Here is an 18954-nt window from a genome sequence, read left to right on the forward strand (position 1 = left end):
GGCGGTATAAAATGAACCACTGCAGTGGTCGAACACAACATAACAAAGAGATAGGCATGAGAAAAATCTACAATTTTTGTGCAGGCCCGGCGATGTTGCCAGAGGCTGTGATGCAACAAGCCCAAGCTGAGTTTTGCGATTGGCAAGGTTTAGGGGTATCGGTCATGGAAGTGAGTCATCGAGGTAAAGAATATATCGCGATGGCTGCCGAGGCCGAACAAGATCTCCGCGATTTACTGGCGATTCCCGATAATTATAAAGTTCTATTCTGCCAGGGAGGGGGGCGTGGACAATTTGCTGCTGCCCCTCTGAACCTGCTTGGGGATAAAACCAGTATTAGTTATATTACCACCGGACAGTGGTCGAAAAGTGCCGTTGTCGAAGGTGAGAAACACGCGGCAGCCAAGGTGTTTGATGCACTGGCTGTGGATGAGCATGGTCAGGTTTCAGTGCAAGACAGCTCTCAATGGCAATACGATAAAGATTCTGCCTATGTTCACTACTGCCCCAACGAAACCATTGAAGGGATCGCCATCGAAGAGACTCCAGATGTGGGAGATATGATTTTAGTGGGGGATTTTTCTTCTACCATTTTGTCTCAGCCTATCGATGTTAGCCGCTATGGACTGATCTATGCTGGCGCACAAAAAAATATCGGCCCTTCGGGCTTGGCAATTGCCATCGTGCGCGAAGATCTGTTGGATAAAGCTCATTCACTCACCCCAGGTATCATGAATTACAGCGTATTGGCGGCCAGTGATTCGATGTTTAATACGCCACCGACTTACTCCTGGTACTTGGCTGGCTTGGTGTTTAAGTGGTTGAAGCAGCAAGGTGGCTTAAGCGCTATGGCTGAAAAAAATGCCGCTAAAGCCGAGTTATTATACCGATTTATTGATGCGAGTGACTTTTACCACAACTCGGTCGCGCCAGAGAATCGTTCAAAGATGAATATTCCCTTTCAACTGGATAATCCCGAGTTGGATGCACTGTTTTTGAGTGAAGCGGCACAAGCAGGTTTGATGACTCTGAAAGGACATCGCATTGTGGGTGGCATGCGCGCCAGTATTTATAACGCGATGCCCATTGAAGGGGTGCAAGCGCTGGTGGCCTTTATGGCCGATTTTGCACAGCGTCATCCGCAAGGCTAGCCAAACACTGGCAATTTTATCAAGCAATTAAGCCAGTCTATTGGCACTAAAGAAGTAGAGATAATAGATAAATGGAACAATTAACCCTACAGCCAATTTCACAAGTTGACGGTGAAATTAACCTTCCAGGCTCCAAGAGTGTGTCGAACCGAGCATTGCTGTTAGCTGCTCTCGCCGAAGGTGAAACGGTTCTTAACAACTTACTCGATAGCGATGATATTCGGCATATGTTAAACGCGCTGAAAACCCTGGGAGTGTCTTATCAGCTTTCTGACGATCGACGTCGTTGCACGGTGACGGGTTTAGGACGTGCCTTTAAGACGGAGCAGGCTGAGCAGTTGTTCCTTGGGAATGCCGGCACAGCCATGCGCCCACTGTGTGCCGCTTTATGTCTCTGTGAGGGGGAATTTAGCTTGACTGGCGAGCCTCGCATGGAAGAGCGACCGATTGGCGCCTTAGTCGATGCTTTACGCCAAGTGGGTGCCAACATCGATTACTTGAAGAGTGAAGGTTACCCGCCGCTGAAGATCAATGGTACCGGTTTGCAGGGTGGCAAAGTGAGCATCGATGGCTCGGTTTCCAGCCAGTTTCTAACCGCATTCCTGATGGCCGCCCCCTATGCTCAAGCTGACGTTGAAATTACCATTATTGGCGATTTGGTGTCCAAGCCTTATATTGATATCACTTTGAAGATGATGGCCGCTTTTGGGGTCGATGTAGCAAATGATAACTATCAGCGTTTTGTGGTCAAAGGCCAGCAGGTGTATCGTGCTGCCGGCGAGTTTCTGGTTGAAGGCGATGCCTCTTCTGCCTCCTATTTCTTAGCGGCCGGCGCGATTAAAGGTGGTCAGGTAAAAGTCACAGGGGTGGGCAAGAAATCGATGCAGGGTGATGTGTTATTTGCCGATGTATTGTCGGCCATGGGCGCAGATATTGAATGGGGCGATGATTATATTATCGCGCGCCCGGGTGAGCTAATGGCGGTGGATCTGGATATGAATCATATTCCCGATGCTGCCATGACGATCGCTACGACGGCGTTATTTGCTCGCGGTACCACTTGTATTCGCAATGTATACAACTGGCGTGTTAAAGAAACAGACCGCTTAAGTGCAATGGCGACTGAGTTGCGTAAAGTGGGTGCCACGGTTGTCGAAGGTGAAGACTTTATTGAAGTGACGCCACCGGCAAAAATCAAGCATGCAGCAATCGATACCTACGATGACCACCGTATGGCGATGTGTTTCTCTCTGGTGGCTCTGAGTGACAGCGCGGTGACGATTAACGATCCGAAATGCACTTCTAAAACTTTCCCTGACTATTTTGAACGTTTGCAACAGCTTAGCTCGTAAAAAAGGTCGCTAAATTGTTACAACTTAGTTAGTCTAAAGGGGTCACTTTTTTGTGACTCTTTTTTTATATCTGCATTTTGACTCACCTTGGTGGGTTTAATAATTAAATAGGCAAAAAGCCAACACTAAAATGCAGCAAAAACGGTAATGGATACTATGAATGTATATACAGCTAGACAGGCGATCTTAGATCGTCGTCAGCGAGTGGCTGCCTATGAATTGTTATTTCGTGATGGGCCAGAGAATGTATTTCCCAATATAGACCCCCATGAAGCCACTTCTAGGTTGATTATTCGTACCCAGTTAAATCAGGGTTTACAGGAAATCACTCAAGGAAGACCAGCCTTAATTAACTTTTCAGAAGATAGCCTTTATTCAGATATTGTCTGTTTGCTGCCTAAACAGCAGGTTGTGATTGAAATTCTGGAATCAGCAAAACCCAGTAAAAGGCTATACAAGCGTTGTCAATACTTGGTTCGCAGTGGTTATCGTTTAGCTTTAGATGATTTTATTTATCATCCTGAGTGGGAACCATTTTTTAAACTGGTCTGTTTAATAAAGATAGATATAAGAAAAACACCCTTGAATCAACTAGGGTCTTTTTTTGCTGTTATCAATAACTATAAAAGTATCAATTTATTAGCGGAGAAGATCGAAACTCAGCAAGAATATCAGCAGGCGAGAGCTTTAGGTTTCAGCCTCTTCCAAGGTTTTTATTTTTGTCGGCCCGAAATGCGCCAATCTAAGGAGCTGGATGCCAGTTATCAGGTGATCTCTCGACTATTTCATGCAACCAGCAAAGACGAGGTTAATGTGAATGAAGTGGTCGGTTATTTCGAGCGAGACACTAGTTTAGCTTACAAGTTATTGCGTTATGTGAATTCGAGTCACCAGCCAATTGTGCGAAATATCGTATCGATCAAACAAGCGGTCGTATACGTTGGAAATGCTCAATTACGTAAGTTAGTTGCGATACTGGCTAACGCAATGACCGTTAGTCATAAGCCCAGAGAGTTGATGAGAATGTCATTACATCGGGCTCGTTTTTGTGAGTTGGTCGCAAACCGTCTATCACAGGTCAATAGAGACAGTGCTTTTTTATGCGGCTTATTTTCTTTATTAGATGCGATATTAGATAAGCCATTGAGTGAAATTCTTGGTGCTTTACCATTGGATCAAGACATTAAGGCTGCACTATGTAGTGGGCAGTCATCTGTGTTAGGTATCATGTTGCTCACGATAAAATCCTACGAACAGGGCAATTGGGCCTTGAGCGAAAGTTTGGCTCAGCAGTTAGAGATCGATTATCTGGATATTGAACAATTTAACTTGCAAGCGCTGCTATGGAGCGAAGAGTTTCAATCTTTGTTAAGTCCAACAGCATGAAATGAAGTTTAGGTCTTGATGAAAAAACAGCTTCATTTTTATAAAAGAATACCTTGAAACGATTATCGGTAATGATCGATTCTACTTTCGATTTCTATCACCATTGATGGTGGTTCGAACGAGGATCTCCAATCGGCGAATAGTGAAAAGAAACCTCACGATAGTCCTAGTCATAGTGGTGTGAAGTTTTGGCTCGCTTATTGAATTTGTGAGTTAGCAAACATTAATAGGGTTTTTACTTGGTTTTTATTGCATATAAATCAAATAATATTTGATTGATTTTGGTAAGCTGCATAGAGAATATTTGTACTTGGCGCATAGAATGCCGAGACAGCGGGAATTTTTAGGAGCTAAATAGTTTGCAGTGGTGCCTCGTTAAATCTTTAACGTTGCTAGTGGTAGCTTGTTGTTGGTCGTTGGGTGCTCATGCCTATATAGTCAATGCCAGTGAATATCAATGGCTCGAAGATCATCCAAAGGTGAAAGTTGCGGTGGTTGCTGAGCGACTTCCTTTGGAATTTTCGGACCCTCAGGGACAAGCTCAGGGCTATGCGGTTGATATGTTGGCCCAGTTAGCTTCACAAACCCATTTAGTTTTTGATTATCATGTGTTCTCTAGCATCTCCTCTGCAGTGCTTGCTTTGCAGCAAGGTCAGGTAGATATGCTTAGTAGCGCACCTCGTCATCATCGGCTAAGTCCTTTTGTTCATTATACCCAAGCCACCGAGCTGCAAACTCTGGTTGCCTACCAAAACTTAAATCATGCCCGTTTTAGTTCTGTTGAACAGTTATCTGGCCAGAAGGTGGCGGTGGTGATGGGCAGTAGTGCTCATGAAATTGTCGCGAAACAGTTTCCCAATCTAAGTCTTCAGCCATTTACTCGCTTGTTCGATGCGATGCAGGCATTAGCACAACAACAAGTGGTGGCGATCGTCGCAGGAAATGACGAGGTCGCCGCACAACTTCGAGCAATGCCACAATGGCATATGCAACAAGCCTTTCAGTTTGACCAAGATCTAGAACATCGATTCGCCGTTCGTGATGATTGGCCAATGTTGGTGAGTTTGCTTAACCGCGGTCTGAACTCCCTTGAGCCAAACTTTAGCCAGCAGAGTTACCACCGATGGCAATCGATTGTCGCAACGACCCAGCCAAGTAACACCGTATCTTATTGGTGGGGACTCGGGTTATTGCTACTGTTTATCGTGATTGGTGCTGGTTTCCTATTCATCCAGCAAAAATTTCATCGCCTAAAATACAAAGCCACCCTGTTACGTGAGCAATTAGACTATTGGAAAAATCATGATGAGGTAACGGGCCTGCCAAATCGAAGACATATGACCCGCTTAATTGCCGATTGGTTAGATGATGCTTTACCTATGTCGGTGCTGATGTTCGATTTTCCGCGGCAAAACGAAGTATTTGAGAACTTTGGCCAACATCTCGGAGAAGTAACTAGAGAAGCATATGCTAAGCGCGTACAGAAGAGTTTGCGTCGGCATTATCCGGAGGCTCAGCTCGGTTATTGGTATCATCATTATTTTGTGGTGGCGATACCAACGGTGAATCGTGATAAAGAAGTCATTGCGATCGCCAAACAGATCATTCAAAGCTGTCGAGGTTGGTTACGTTTAGAGCAATTACAGTTGTTAACTCGCTGTCATGTTGGCTATAGCTGTTTTCATCCTGGTCGAGATGCGATCCACAGCGATGCTTTACTGGCAAATGCATTTACCGCTTTAAATCATGCGGTAAAAGATGGCAGTAGTATCTGCCGTTATCATCCCGACTTTAGTCAGGCAAGCCTCGTTAAACTGACCCTTGAATCTAAATTACGTAAAGCGATTGCCAATGATGAATTGGAGTTATTTTATCAACCTCAGTATTGCTTGCTTTCGAACCAAGTGATCGGCGCTGAAGTATTATTGCGCTGGTTTACCGATGGGGGGGCGATTTCTCCTGATGAATTTGTGCCTGTCGCTGAAGAAACAGGCTTAGTGCTGCAATTAGATAAATGGGTGTTTGAGAATGCGATGCGGTTCATGGCGCGCTACGCAAGTCAATTGGCGAAAGACTTCAAATTATCCGTTAACTTTTCCGCTGCAACGGTGTCTTTAGGTCATGCGGAGAAAATCGCGATTAGTTATGCCCAGCAATGGCAGGTGAATCCGCAACGGATCTGTATTGAAATTACTGAATCTGCCATGATGGAACAACCAGACGAAGCGAAGGCAAGCATTCAACGAATGCGAGATGCGGGTTTTGGAATTGCGATTGACGATTTTGGGACCGGTTACTCGTCTATGGCCTATCTGAAACACCTACCAGTCACCTTGTTGAAAATTGACCGTGCCTTTGTGAGTGGTTTGGAAGATAACCTGTCCGATCAACATATTGTTAAAGCGATGGTTATGGTTGCACGTAGCATGAAATTCCAAGTATTAATCGAAGGTATTGAAACGCAGAATCAAGCCAATATTGCGTCGGTGATGGGTTGTGAGCAAGCCCAAGGTTTCTTTTTTGCCAGACCGCAAGCTGAGGTTGATTTTGTACAACATTACTTACCTAAACCCCACTTGAAGGAGCCGCTTCGTTTAGTGGGTAGTTAATCTTGGCTCGCCTTTTGCTTTCCCTTGAGTAACAACGATAAATGCCATTAATCTGGCGGGAGAGGGAAATCATGAGAGTTGAGTCAGCAAATCTATTTAGCGAACTCCAATCAATGGCCGGTGAAATGAAAACTGGCGGTATTGCTCAGGATATAAATCAAGCTAACGCACCGCTAGGCCTCTCAAAAGTTAATAGTGACTTTGGCAGTTTATTAAGTGACGCCATTAATAATGTGAATGGCTTACAGTCGAATGCCAATGATTTACGAACCCGTTTCGATTTAGGCGATCGTAACGTTGGTATTGGTGATGTGATGATTGCTAGTCAAAAATCCAGTATTGCTTTCGACGCAACGGTGCAGGTGAGAAATAAATTAGTTGATGCTTACAAACAAATTATGTCTATGCCCGTTTAATGGGACTAGGAGTATATTGTGGCGAGCGAAGGGAGTAACGCAATGAGTCAAGAACAAGCACTACTAGGCTCCGATAGCGATAGTGATAATTTAGAAGCAACGGAACAACAGAGTTCTGCACTATCATTTTTGAGTAACGGTGATGTTCTGCGCCAAATTATTATGATTTTGGCCCTCGCAATATGTTTGGCAATGGCGGTGTTTTTGCTGATGTGGGCGAAAGAACCAGAGATGCGACCACTGGGGACCATGACCACCAATGAACTGGTTGAGACCCTTGATTTTCTCGATCAGGCAAAAATACCTTATACCATTGAAGGTAACTCGGTATTAGTCAATGCTGAACAATACCAAGATATTAAGTTAAAACTTCGTCGCTCAGGGCTGAGTGAGGCTGCGCCAGCTGGAGAGCAAATTCTGCTCAATGATATGGGCTTTGGTGTCAGTCAGCGTTTAGAAGGTGAGCGTTTAAAACTGAGTCGCGAACGTCAGTTGGCGACAGCCATTGAACAAATGAAGTCGGTGAATAAAGCTCAAGTTCTATTGGCCATTCCCAAAAGTAATGTATTTGCCCGTCAGGAGCAAAAACCTTCTGCCACCGTGGTTCTCAGCCTGCGTAATAATAATGGTCTGGTGCAAGAAGAAATCGATTCGATTGTTGATATTGTCGCCTCAGCGGTACAGGGTCTTATTCCAAGCCGAGTGACGGTGACCGATCATAATGGCCGTTTGTTAAATTCTGGCAGTCAAGATCCGTTATCTTCGCGTACTCGTAAAGAATTTGAAATGGAGCGTAAGCGCGAATCTGAATATAAAAACAAGATTGACGCTATTTTGATCCCCGTTGTAGGCTTAGGTAATTATACAGCTGAAGTTGATGTGACCTTAGACTTCACTGCTGTAGAGCAAACGCAGAAGCGCTATAACCCCGATTTACCGGCAGTTCGTAGTGAATTCACGGTTGAAAATAATAATGTTGGTGCTGGCGCGATAGGGATCCCTGGAGCCTTAACCAATCAACCACCAGTCGCTGCACAGATCCCAGAACAAGCAGGTGGCGCAAATGCACAAACTCAGTCTGGAAGTAGTCACAAAGAGGCCACGCGTAACTATGAACTGGATACAACAATTAGTCATACCCGTTCTCAAGTGGGGGTGGTGAGGCGAGTGAGTGTTTCGGTGGCATTGGACTATAATAGTCAAGTTTCTGACAGTGGTGAAACGACACGTGAGCCACGTTCTGCAGAACAGCTCGCTAGCATTCGCCGTTTGTTGCAAGGTGGCGTGGGTTTCAATTTAAGCCGTGGTGATACACTCGAGGTTGTGAGCGTACCATTTACTCGACCTGAAATATTAAGCGAAGCTGACTTGCCGTTATGGGAGCAGGCATGGTTTTGGCGAGCAATGCGGATTGCGGGCAGTGTATTAGTTCTGATTGTATTGATTGTGGCCGTGGTTCGTCCGATGTTAAATCGTATTCTTTCTAGCGGTGAAGAGAGTGAGCATGCTGAAACTGATTTAGATGCGGCACTTGCAGCTTATGAAAATGATGATGATTTACAATTGATTTCGGCCGACAATACCGAAACAGATTTTGGGATCCGTGATGGACAGCTTAAACTACCGGACCTACATAAAGATGAAGACATGTTAAAAGCGGTGCGAGCCTTGGTCGCGAATGAACCTGACTTAGCCGCGATGGTAATCAAAGACTGGGTAATTAACGATGCCAAATGAAAATGAAAATGATATGGATCCAGAAGTCGTTCTGGAAGGAATGAGCGGCATTGAGCGAGCCGCGATTCTGATGCTGAGTTTAAATGAAGATGACGCAGCGACCATATTCCGCCATTTAGAACCCAAACAAGTACAACGTTTGGGGATGGCAATGGCATCGCTCGAGGATTTTTCCCATGAGCGAGTGGTTGCGGTGCATCGTTTATTTATCGACGACATTCAGAAATACACCAATATTGGAATTGGCAGTCAAGACTTTGTACGTAAGGCGCTTACGGCAGCCTTAGGTGAAGATCGCGCCTCCAGTCTGGTTGACCAAATTATTATGGGCAGTGGTGCTAAGGGCTTGGACTCTCTGAAATGGATGGATGCGCGTCAAGTGGCGAATATCATTCAAAATGAACACCCACAAATTCAAACCATTGTTCTCTCTTATCTTGAAGCTGAGCAGTCGGCTGAGATTATGTCGCAATTTGCCGAGAAAGTACGGCTTGATTTAATGATGCGGATTGCCAACTTGGAAGAAGTTCAACCCGCTGCCTTAACCGAATTAAACGAAATCATGGAAAAACAGTTTGCAGGGCAAGCTGGAGCTCAAGCGGCCAAAATGGGCGGCTTGAAGGCGGCAGCCAATATTATGAACTTCCTCGATACCAACATGGAAGGCATGCTCATGGATTCGATCCGCGACAGCGACGAAGAGATGGCGCAGCAAATACAAGATCTGATGTTTGTTTTCGAGAACTTGGTCGATATCGACGATCGTGGTATTCAAACCTTGCTGCGTGATGTTCCTGGTGAGTTACTACAAAAAGCATTGAAAGGTGCCGATGATGGGCTGAAAGAGAAAATCTTTAATAACATGTCGAAACGTGCCGCTGAAATGCTAAAAGATGATTTGGAAGCGATGGGCCCAATTAAAGTCAGTGAAGTTGAAACCGCGCAGAAAGAAATCCTTGGTATTGCTCGCCGCTTATCCGAAGCTGGCGAAATTATGATTGGTGGTGGCGGTGGTGATGAGTTCTTATAATCGATGACAGAACAAGATAAAAGTGAATCAACAGACGAGCACGACTCTGAACTAAAACAAGACGCTAGCCAATCATCTATGGATGATGACGAGATTGCGGCTTTATTGGCTGAGACTCAAGGTTCACCAGTTGAAGTTGCCGACCAAGAATCACAGGCGATGATTGATGATGTTCTGGCAGATACTTCCGTCGGCCCTGAGCCTGACGATATCGTCTGGCCTTTGCCCAATTTTTCAGACGCAGAGCACCGCCAGCATGGGCAATCGAGTAACGCATATGGTGTTAAGCCGTCTTGGGTTGATCAGCCAGAACCAGAAGTAGAGCCTGAAATTCAGTTCGAGCCGATGACCATCGAAGAGTTAGAAGCGCTTCGCCAATCGGCTTACGATGAAGGTTTTGCTGAAGGCAAATTGGCGGGCCATGAGGCCGGTTTACTTAGTGGCCATGAAGAAGGGCTTGCAAAGGGGCTTGAGGCCGGACAACAACAAGGTTTAAGCCAAGGCTTAACTGAAGGCCAACAACAGATCGATGAATTAAGTGCCCATTGGGCTGGTTTGGTGGGGCAGTTACATCAGCCAAAGGCGCAAATAGATGCGGAGGTTGAGCAACAAATAGTTGATCTTGCGATGAAGTTAGCGGCAGAAATCGTTCAAGTGGAATTGCAGACAAACCCTGAGATTATTGTTAAAACAGTGAAACAAGCAGTGGCCGCTTTACCGTTACAACAGCAGAGTATTCAAATCCACCTTCACCCTCTAGATTTAGCTATTGTTGAGCAGGTCTTTCCTCCCGAAACCCAACAGAAGAAAGGTTGGCAGCTATTGACTGATGGTAGCCTTACTCAAGGTGATTGCCTGATTGAAAATGACTTATCTTCGGTGACTGTAGAGATGAGTGAAGTGATTCAGCAGAGCTTACGCTCATTTATTCGTCAAAATGGTCAAGATGATGACTCTGATCCAACGGCTTAAACGTTATCAAACAAGCCACGTGCGCAATAACCCTACAGTGGCGGGTAAGTTAACTCGTGTGGTGGGGCTGACTCTTGAAGCCATTGGCTGCCGTGCTCCGCTCGGATCTTTATGTGCAGTCGAGACCTTAGATGGATTTTTAGAAGCGGAGGTGGTTGGTTTTTCTGGCGATAAACTATTTCTTATGCCTAGTGAGCAGTTAACCGGTGTATTACCAGGGGCTCGGGTGATCCCTTTACATGAACACCATGGTATTCCGGTTGGTATGGAGCTATTAGGTCGGGTGATCGACGGGTTAGGTAAACCCCTCGACGGTTTAGGCGAAATTCATTGCAAGCAGGTGGATAATTTAAGTTCAGTCCGTTTAAATCCCATGGCTCGAAAGCCAATTAAGCAACCACTTGATGTCGGTGTGCGTTCAATAAACGCGGTGCTTACCGTGGGGCAGGGGCAACGAATGGGATTGTTTGCCGGATCGGGGGTCGGTAAAAGTGTCTTGATGGGCATGATGACTCGAGGCACCACGGCCGATGTTGTCGTGGTGGGTTTGATTGGTGAACGAGGTCGAGAAGTGAAAGAGTTTATCGATGAAATCTTGGGAGAGGAAGGGCGTCAACGCGCGGTTGTCATCGCCGCCCCTGCCGATGCTTCGCCGTTAATGCGATTGAAGGGCTGTGATACAACCTTAACTATTGCTGAGTATTTTCGAGATCAGGGTTTGAATGTTTTACTGTTAATGGATTCATTGACTCGTTATGCTCAAGCGCAGCGCGAAATTGCTTTGGCCATTGGCGAGCCGCCAGCGACCAAGGGCTATCCGCCTTCGGTATTTGCCAAGTTGCCACGTTTGGTGGAGCGGGCAGGTAATGGCGGGGAAGGCCAAGGGTCGATTACTGCATTTTTCACGGTACTCACCGAAGGGGACGACTTACAAGATCCTATTGCTGATGCCGCCCGTGCTATTTTAGATGGCCATATCGTTTTGTCGCGTGAACTCGCCGATGCTGGCCACTATCCTGCGGTCGATATAGAAAAATCGATTAGTCGCGTTATGCCAGCCGTGACTAGTGATAACCATCAATTATTGGCCCGCCAATTGAAATCCTTAAATTCTTCTTACCAACAAAATCAAGATCTTATCGCAATTGGTGCCTATCAGCGAGGCGCCGATAAACGAATTGATTTAGCCATTGCCATGAAGCCTCATTTGGACCAGTTCTTGCAACAAGAAATGAAAGAAGTTGTAGCTTATGACGAAAGTCTGACGCGGATGCAGCGTACCATGCAAATGGCTAACATCAACGCCCAAGGTCCGCTCAACTAGCTACCAATAGAACCGACTAGGAGAGTACCATGGCGAGGCGAGCGTTATATTTAATGGTTGAGCGTTTGCAGGAACAAGAGCAAGATGCGGCGACTGAAATGGCTCAAGCTCAACAACAACTCAATGAATTTGAGACTCAACTGGCGCACTTACAGCAATACCGTCGTTCTTATCTTGAGCAAGCTTTAGCGAAGGGAGTTGATGGTTTGCACGCCGATAGTTTCCATCAATATCAATTGTTTATTCAAAAGTTGGAACAGGCGAGTGTTCAACAAGGTAAGAGCATTGAACAAATTAAAAAAAATGTGATGTTGAAACGCAAGCAATGGTTGGATCTGCAGGCTAAAAGAAAGGCGATGGAGTTGCTGATTGATAAACAGCTGAAATTGAAACAACAGCAGCAAATGCGCGAAGAGCAAAAGTTGCTTGATGAATATGCTTTATATGCCCATTTACGTGGTCAAGCATAATTGGCGTATTTTTTGCCTAATACTTATATGTGCTATCGCTTTGCCGCTTTGCTCGATGGAGACTCTGTGTTTCTTTGCTCGCATGGTAAATAAAGATAATTTTTAAGGGTAAGCAACAATATGGAATTATTGTTAACAGATACCGCCGGGGCTAATCAATTCTCGGCCTTAAGCAGCGCTTCGCTAAGCCCTTCTGCTGGAGCTGGCGATTTTGCAAAAATGGTTAGTGAGTTGGATAACTTACCTAAGGCTGAAAATGCCCTTGGTTCTTTAGTTAAAGAGCAGTTTGTTAAACCGCAAACCGAGCAGAATGCCTCTCAGTCATCGCTTGAGTCGCAAAGCCCTTCAGATTTACTGAAACAGTTGACTGACGCAAAACAAGTTGTAGTTGATTTAAATCAGACTGGTGCTGTGGAAGGAGAGGCTGAATCTGAAGAGCCGCAGTCGACAGCTAAACTTACGGATTTAACCACTTTATCTGAGAAAGAGGATACCGATGTGAAGGCAAGCGGCAGGGATCTGCCGCTCGATATCGAAACTGATGACGTAGACCTTTCTCTTGAAGATTCGAACAGCGCCGCTGAAGCTCATGCAAAGGCTGGCTTTGACAGTGAAGAATTGTTGAACCTCGACGAAAAAGTAACTGAGGATAAAACAGCAGCGGACTCTGATGAGACCGATCCCGACAGCGATCTCATCGCGATGCTAACTAAGGATAGCTCGTTGGCAGAAGTGACTGCTTCGAGCAAGTCGCAATCATCGGATCAAGCTGACAGTGAAAGTGTTGAAACTGCAAACACGAAACTCAGTAATGGAACTCCAACTCAGCTGGAAAAACAAAATGTCACTGAGGGCTCTAGTGTTCCCAAACAAGCCGTCAGCACGGTCGTTGATGATGCTGCGGCTAAGGATGTAACTACTCAGGCCAGCGATCGTCCTCAGCAAAAAGTAGCGAGTGATTTGAGTAAGGCTGAAGCATCAAGCGGTGGCACACCGCCAGAGAACAAAACTGATGATAAACAATCAGTTAATGCCCAATCAACGCCACTCAGTGGGCATGGTAAGCTCGAGCAAGTTGAGTTAGCAAAAAATCAGTCAACTCATGCGACTGGTAGGCTTGAACAAACCGATATAACTAAGGCGCAGAATAGTAAGCTTGAACAAGCCGAGTTAGCCAAGTCTCAATCAGCTCAATCTGCCCAAGCCAACAGCATTGCTGATAAGTCGGCAGGTTCGGATACGGTGAAAGCCGATCCTGGTCAGCAAGCTGCGACTGTGACTTCAAAAGTCGAGTCGAATTTGAATGCTGTCGCAACAAGCGGCGAACGCCGCTCTGTGAATCAAACCTCAACGTCTAGCGGTGATACAGTGGTTGCGGCGCAGCAGAGTGGGACGACTAACGACACTAAATTAAACGCCAATCTTAGCCAAGCGAAAGAAATCACGCCTGAGCAACAGCAGCCAACACCACATCGGGTTGTCGATGCAAAAGTTCAGAGCTTTAGTCAAGTTGCAGAATCAGCGAATAAAACTCAAAGTGGGACTGCTGAATCAGGTGCCCAAGCTGATAAGTTCGCAAGTTCAGCGTTTGCAGATGGGCGTGCCACGAGCGAAGGTAAGCATAGTGATGATCATCAACAACAAGGGCAGGCTCAACAGCATACGGCAGCTCAAGTTGGCTTAACTGAATCGGCTAGAGCACAGCAGACGAATCATCACTTTAATGGTGTCTCTGGAGCAGAGTCCATTAATCGAACTGAGCAAAATGGCGAGATAAGCCTGAAGCAAGCTCAACAAGCGAATCAACTCAATGACAAAAATGGGCTGATGAATCAACGTTTAAATCCGAGTCAATATCAAGCGCCTGCAGAATTAAATCAACGCGTGCAATATATGCTAAGCCAAGGCATGCATAAAGCTGAAATCCGTTTAGATCCTGCTGAGCTGGGTAGTATGCATGTGCGCTTGCAAATGAATCATGAGCAACAAGTATCGGTACATATTCAGGTGCAAAACCCGCAAGCACGAGAAGCCTTAGAGCAAACCATGCCTCGGTTGCGTGAAATGCTTCAACAACAAGGCATAGAGCTTGGTCAAAGTTCGGTCAATCAGCAGCATCAAGGGAGTTCTTCTAATCAAGGCCAAGGTCAATCTTTAGCGGGTGGTGGGACAGAGAGTCTGCGTCGCGGTATTGAGGGCGGTGTTGAACAAGAGCTAGACAGTTCGCAGATAAATCAATCAAGTCGTGACGGAATCGACTTCTACGCATAGTTTATTTGCTGCTAAGGCTGTTGTCGTCCATCCTAACTATGTAATAATCAAATCAGTTTTAGTTATTAATTCATGGAAGCATAAATGGCTGAAGAAACAGAACTAAAAGTAGAGGAAGAGGGCTCAGGGAGTAAGAAGAAGCTAATCATCATTGTTGCCATTGTTGCCGTATTGGTGATCGGAGGTGTGGTTGGCTTTCTGTTAATGAGCGGCGGTGGGGATGAAGCACCAGCTGCAGCCACGCCTTCAGAAGAAGCCACGTCGAGCGTTACCCATAGTGCCTTATATGTTGGTATGCCTCGGCCATTTGTATTTAATATTGTCGGCGATAGTCGGGACCGTTTGGTACAGATCAAGGTGCAGTTATTAGTGAGAGGCACGGTCAACGAAGAGTTAGCGAAGCTACATATCCCATTGATTGAAGGCACCTTGTTGAATGTTTTTAGTTCCGCGTCGGTTGACGATTTGTCGACGCAACAAGGGAAAGATGCTTTGCGAGAGAATTCGCTCGTTGAAACACAAAAAGCATTAAAAGAAATTACTGGTAAAGTAGTGGTTGAGAAAATTCTCTTCACCGGTTTTGTGATGCAATAAAGGAATACCGTGAGCGATTTATTAAGCCAAGACGAAATTGATGCGCTGTTACATGGTGTCGATGACATAGAAGAGGACATTATTGAGCCAGAAATGTCTGGCAGTGTGGTTGAGTTTGACTTCTCTTCCCAAGATAGGATTGTGCGTGGTCGGATGCCAACGCTTGAGTTGGTGAATGAACGCTTTGCTCGACATATGCGGATTAGTTTATTTAACATGATGCGCCGTACCGCTGAGGTGTCGATTAACGGCGTACAAATGATTAAGTTTGGTGAATACGTTCATACCTTGTTTGTTCCTACGAGTTTGAATATGGTTCGTTTCCGTCCATTGAAGGGGACGGCCTTGATCACCATGGAAGCTCGCTTGGTGTTTATTTTAGTGGAAAACTTTTTTGGCGGTGATGGCCGTTATCATGCCAAAATTGAAGGTCGAGAATTTACACCCACCGAGCGCCGCATCATCCAGATGCTGCTGAAGTTAATCTTTGAAGATTATGTTGAAGCTTGGGCGCCAGTTATGGATGTGGGCTTTGATTATCTGGATTCTGAAGTGAATCCAGCGATGGCCAATATTGTTAGCCCTACCGAAGTGATCGTTGTAAGTTCATTTCATATTGAGTTAGATGGCGGTGGCGGAGATTTTCATATTGCCATGCCATACTCGATGTTGGAACCGATTCGTGAACTACTTGACGCGGGTGTGCAAAGTGACAAACAAGATACCGACCAACGCTGGAGTTCGGCGCTTAGAGACGAAATAATGGATGTTCCGGTTGGTTTACACACCAAGTTATTAGAGACCGATGTCACTTTACGACAGTTGATGCATTTAAAAGTGGGGGATGTTATTCCGGTCGTGATGCCCGAAACCGCAATGTTATTTGTAGAAGACTTACCAAGTTACCGAGTCAAAATTGGCCAAAGCAACGAGAAAATGGCACTGAAAATTGAAACTCAATTAAAACGTCCGGACACTGTGAAGAGTGATTTGGAATTGGTCGTCAGTAGCAGCCGTCGACTTACTAGCGATGATTGAGATAAATGAGGAAAAACAATGAGTGATCAAGATGATATGGCTGATGAGTGGGCAGCAGCAATGGCCGAAGCAGAGCCAGCTCCGTTAGAAGAGTTTGTCGATGAATCTAAGCCTATCTCAGAGGAAGAACAACGTAAACTCGATTCAATCATGGATATTCCGGTCACGATTTCCATGGAAGTTGGTCGTAGTAATATTAGTATTCGTAATTTGTTACAACTTAACCAAGGCTCGGTGGTTGAGCTGGATAGGGTGGCAGGCGAACCCCTCGATGTATTAGTGAATGGTACTTTAATCGCACATGGCGAAGTGGTGGTGGTAAATGATAAGTTTGGTATCCGTCTCACCGATGTGATTAGCCAAACCGAACGGATTAAAAAGCTCAAGTGATGCAATTGCGCAAATTAGCTTATTTATTGGCTTGTAGCATGGTATTACCTGTATATGCAGAGCAGACGACGGCAAGTACCTCTAACAGTCAGGTGGAATTGGTCTCTTGGCTGATGTCTTTTGCTTTGGTCTTGGTGACTATTTTTGTTTGTGCTTGGGTTTTAAAGAAAACCCGTTTGAGTCAATTTGCTGGCGGTCAAGCGAAGGTTGTCGCAAATTTGGCTCTGGGAACACGAGAGCGAGTAATGGTCGTGGAGATTGGCCAGCAACAATATCTGTTAGGGGTAACTGCACAATCAATTAACCTGTTGGATAAATTAGAACAACCTCTAGAGGTCAAGAATAATTCTGCCAACGGAAACTTCGCAAAACAGCTGCAAGGAATGTTATTTAAAAATGAAAAGTAAGTGGCTGTTATGGCTTTTGGGTATTGGTTTAGTTTTTAGCTTACCCAGTTACGCCCAGAATGGGATCCTGCCAGCGATTACTATGACGACCAGTCCCGATGGCGGGCAAGAGTATTCAGTCACACTACAAGTTTTAGCCTTAATGACTGCATTGTCATTTTTGCCAGCTTTGGTGATTATGATGACCTCTTTCACCCGTATCGTCGTGGTGATGTCTATCTTACGTCAAGCCATGGGGTTGCAGCAAAGCCCGTCGAACCAAGTCATCATTGGCATTGCGCTATTTTTGACTTTTTTCATTATGTCACCCGTGATTGATAAGGTGAATGAGAACGCGGTACAGCCCTATCTCAATGAGCAGCTAAGTTCAACCGAAGCTTTTGAGCAGGCCAAGCAGCCGCTGAAAGAGTTTATGTTGGCGCAAACGCGTTTGACTGATTTAGATACTTTTATCCGGATCTCAAAAATTGAAGTCGGCTCTCCTGAAGAAGTTCCGATGACGGTGCTTATACCAGCCTTTATTACTTCAGAACTGAAAACCGCTTTTCAAATTGGCTTTATGTTATTTATTCCTTTTTTGGTGATTGATTTGGTTGTCGCTAGTATTTTGATGGCGATGGGAATGATGATGTTATCGCCGATGATTGTATCCTTGCCTTTTAAGTTAATGTTGTTTGTATTAGTGGACGGTTGGAGCTTAGTGATGGGCACTCTCGCCAATAGCTTTGGTGTGTGATAGATAAGCAAGGAGTAAGGTAATGCAACCAGAAGTCTTTGTTGATGTATTCCGGATGGCACTTGGGCAGGTGGTTATTTTGGTTTCAGCGGCGATTATCCCTAGCTTATTAGTTGGTTTAGTGGTCTCTATTTTTCAAGCGGCAACCTCCATTAATGAACAAACCTTAAGTTTTCTGCCTCGCTTACTGGTTACTTTGGCATCGCTGATGTTTGCGGGTCATTGGTTTACAGAAAAGCTCATGGAATTATTTTTTACCATGGTTGATATGATCCCGCAGGTTGTTGGCTGATGGAATTTTCTGCCGAGTTGATCATGGCTTGGATTGGACAATATTTATGGGCCTTTACGCGTATTGCGGCGATGTTGATGGTGCTAGCCAGTTTTGGCGGAAAGACGGTTCCAACTCGAGTTCGGATATTGTTGGCTTTAGCGATTACTTTTGCTTTGGTTCCGGTATTACCCGATGTGCAAGGTATAGAGTTATTCTCGTTACAATCCTTTATTGTGGTATTGCAGCAAATATTAATTGGGGTCGCGATAGGTTTTATTTCTCAATTACTGATGCAAACTTTTGTCGTGGGCGGACAAATTATTGCGATGCAAACCAGTTTGGGTTTTGCTTCTATGGTTGACCCCAATAATGGTCAGAGCACTCCGGTAGTGGGACAGTTTTATCTATTGCTGGCAACGTTATTGTTTTTGGCGATTGACGGTCATTTACAGTTAATTAGCTTAATTGCGATGAGTTTCGAAACGCTGCCGATCGGTATGCATGGTTTAAGTAGTATCGATTATCAGCAACTGGCCGGCTGGTATTCGCAACTATTTCTTGCAGCTTTAGCCTTGTCGATTTCTTCAGTGGTGGCAATGTTGTTGATCAACTTCTCTTTTGGCATCATGACTCGGGCTGCGCCGCAGTTGAATATTTTTAGTATTGGCTTTGCGGTAAGCATGCTATTTGGTTTATTTATTTTATGGTTAACCATTGGTGGCTTCCTGGCTCATTTTCAACGACAGTGGGAGGTAGGCCGAAGCATGGCATGTACCATGCTTCGTATTGGTTGTTGA

The 18954-nt window shown here is 45.2% G+C and carries 18 protein-coding genes; all 18 read left to right on the forward strand.

Going from position 1 to position 18954, the window contains the following annotated elements; translation table 11 throughout:
* The first annotated feature begins 56 nt into the window (after positions 1-56).
* The 18 genes from serC to fliR all read left to right on the forward strand — a co-directional run bounded on the left by serC (position 57) and on the right by fliR (position 18954).
* On the forward strand, positions 57-1151 hold the full coding sequence (gene serC, locus ACRRSX_RS08545; RefSeq protein ID WP_432453629.1) for a 3-phosphoserine/phosphohydroxythreonine transaminase: 1095 nt from the start codon (positions 57-59) through the stop codon (positions 1149-1151).
* Between the two features lie 71 nt (positions 1152-1222).
* Complete coding sequence (aroA, locus tag ACRRSX_RS08550) at positions 1223-2503, forward strand: 3-phosphoshikimate 1-carboxyvinyltransferase (protein ID WP_432453628.1); 1281 nt, start codon at positions 1223-1225, stop codon at positions 2501-2503.
* A 156-nt stretch (positions 2504-2659) separates the two neighbouring features.
* Positions 2660-3889 carry an EAL and HDOD domain-containing protein gene (locus ACRRSX_RS08555; protein ID WP_432453627.1) on the forward strand — a complete coding sequence of 410 codons (1230 nt, stop codon included), beginning with the start codon at positions 2660-2662 and terminating at the stop codon, positions 3887-3889.
* Between the two features lie 359 nt (positions 3890-4248).
* Positions 4249-6498 (forward strand): putative bifunctional diguanylate cyclase/phosphodiesterase, encoded by a 2250-nt coding sequence (locus ACRRSX_RS08560; protein ID WP_432453626.1) that lies wholly within the window; start codon positions 4249-4251, stop codon positions 6496-6498.
* A 71-nt stretch (positions 6499-6569) separates the two neighbouring features.
* Positions 6570-6914 (forward strand): flagellar hook-basal body complex protein FliE, encoded by a 345-nt coding sequence (fliE, locus tag ACRRSX_RS08565; protein ID WP_432453625.1) that lies wholly within the window; start codon positions 6570-6572, stop codon positions 6912-6914.
* Between the two features lie 42 nt (positions 6915-6956).
* Positions 6957-8651 (forward strand): flagellar basal-body MS-ring/collar protein FliF, encoded by a 1695-nt coding sequence (fliF, locus tag ACRRSX_RS08570; protein ID WP_432453624.1) that lies wholly within the window; start codon positions 6957-6959, stop codon positions 8649-8651.
* Complete coding sequence (gene fliG / locus ACRRSX_RS08575; RefSeq protein WP_432453623.1) at positions 8641-9681, forward strand: flagellar motor switch protein FliG; 1041 nt, start codon at positions 8641-8643, stop codon at positions 9679-9681. Before fliF ends, fliG begins: the two co-directional genes overlap by 11 nt.
* A 3-nt stretch (positions 9682-9684) precedes the next feature.
* Positions 9685-10653, forward strand: a complete 969-nt coding sequence (locus ACRRSX_RS08580; protein WP_432453622.1) for a flagellar assembly protein FliH — start codon at positions 9685-9687, stop codon at positions 10651-10653.
* A complete protein-coding gene (gene fliI / locus ACRRSX_RS08585; protein WP_432453621.1) occupies positions 10628-11977 on the forward strand; it encodes a flagellar protein export ATPase FliI in 1350 nt (449 codons plus the stop codon). The genes ACRRSX_RS08580 and fliI overlap by 26 nt, the downstream gene beginning before the upstream one ends.
* Before the next feature lie 29 nt (positions 11978-12006).
* Complete coding sequence (gene fliJ / locus ACRRSX_RS08590; protein ID WP_432453620.1) at positions 12007-12447, forward strand: flagellar export protein FliJ; 441 nt, start codon at positions 12007-12009, stop codon at positions 12445-12447.
* Positions 12448-12567: 120 nt separating this feature from the next.
* Positions 12568-14718, forward strand: a complete 2151-nt coding sequence (locus ACRRSX_RS08595; protein WP_432453619.1) for a flagellar hook-length control protein FliK — start codon at positions 12568-12570, stop codon at positions 14716-14718.
* A gap of 84 nt (positions 14719-14802) precedes the next feature.
* A complete protein-coding gene (gene fliL / locus ACRRSX_RS08600; protein WP_432453618.1) occupies positions 14803-15312 on the forward strand; it encodes a flagellar basal body-associated protein FliL in 510 nt (169 codons plus the stop codon).
* A gap of 9 nt (positions 15313-15321) precedes the next feature.
* The gene (gene fliM / locus ACRRSX_RS08605; protein ID WP_432453617.1) at positions 15322-16350 is read left to right on the forward strand and encodes a flagellar motor switch protein FliM; all 1029 of its coding nucleotides are present in this window, start codon (positions 15322-15324) and stop codon (positions 16348-16350) included.
* Between the two features lie 18 nt (positions 16351-16368).
* Positions 16369-16740 (forward strand): flagellar motor switch protein FliN, encoded by a 372-nt coding sequence (gene fliN / locus ACRRSX_RS08610; protein ID WP_432453616.1) that lies wholly within the window; start codon positions 16369-16371, stop codon positions 16738-16740.
* A complete protein-coding gene (fliO, locus tag ACRRSX_RS08615) occupies positions 16740-17147 on the forward strand; it encodes a flagellar biosynthetic protein FliO (protein WP_432453615.1) in 408 nt (135 codons plus the stop codon). The genes fliN and fliO overlap by 1 nt, the downstream gene beginning before the upstream one ends.
* Positions 17137-17883: a flagellar type III secretion system pore protein FliP gene (fliP, locus tag ACRRSX_RS08620; RefSeq protein WP_432453614.1), complete on the forward strand. Its 747-nt coding sequence runs from the start codon at positions 17137-17139 to the stop codon at positions 17881-17883. The genes fliO and fliP overlap by 11 nt, the downstream gene beginning before the upstream one ends.
* 22 nt (positions 17884-17905) lie before the next feature.
* On the forward strand, positions 17906-18175 hold the full coding sequence (gene fliQ / locus ACRRSX_RS08625; RefSeq protein ID WP_432453613.1) for a flagellar biosynthesis protein FliQ: 270 nt from the start codon (positions 17906-17908) through the stop codon (positions 18173-18175).
* A complete protein-coding gene (fliR, locus tag ACRRSX_RS08630) occupies positions 18175-18954 on the forward strand; it encodes a flagellar biosynthetic protein FliR (protein ID WP_432453612.1) in 780 nt (259 codons plus the stop codon). Before fliQ ends, fliR begins: the two co-directional genes overlap by 1 nt.

It is taken from the genome of Agarivorans sp. QJM3NY_30 (assembly GCF_050870855.2).
Lineage (GTDB): Bacteria > Pseudomonadota > Gammaproteobacteria > Enterobacterales > Celerinatantimonadaceae > Agarivorans.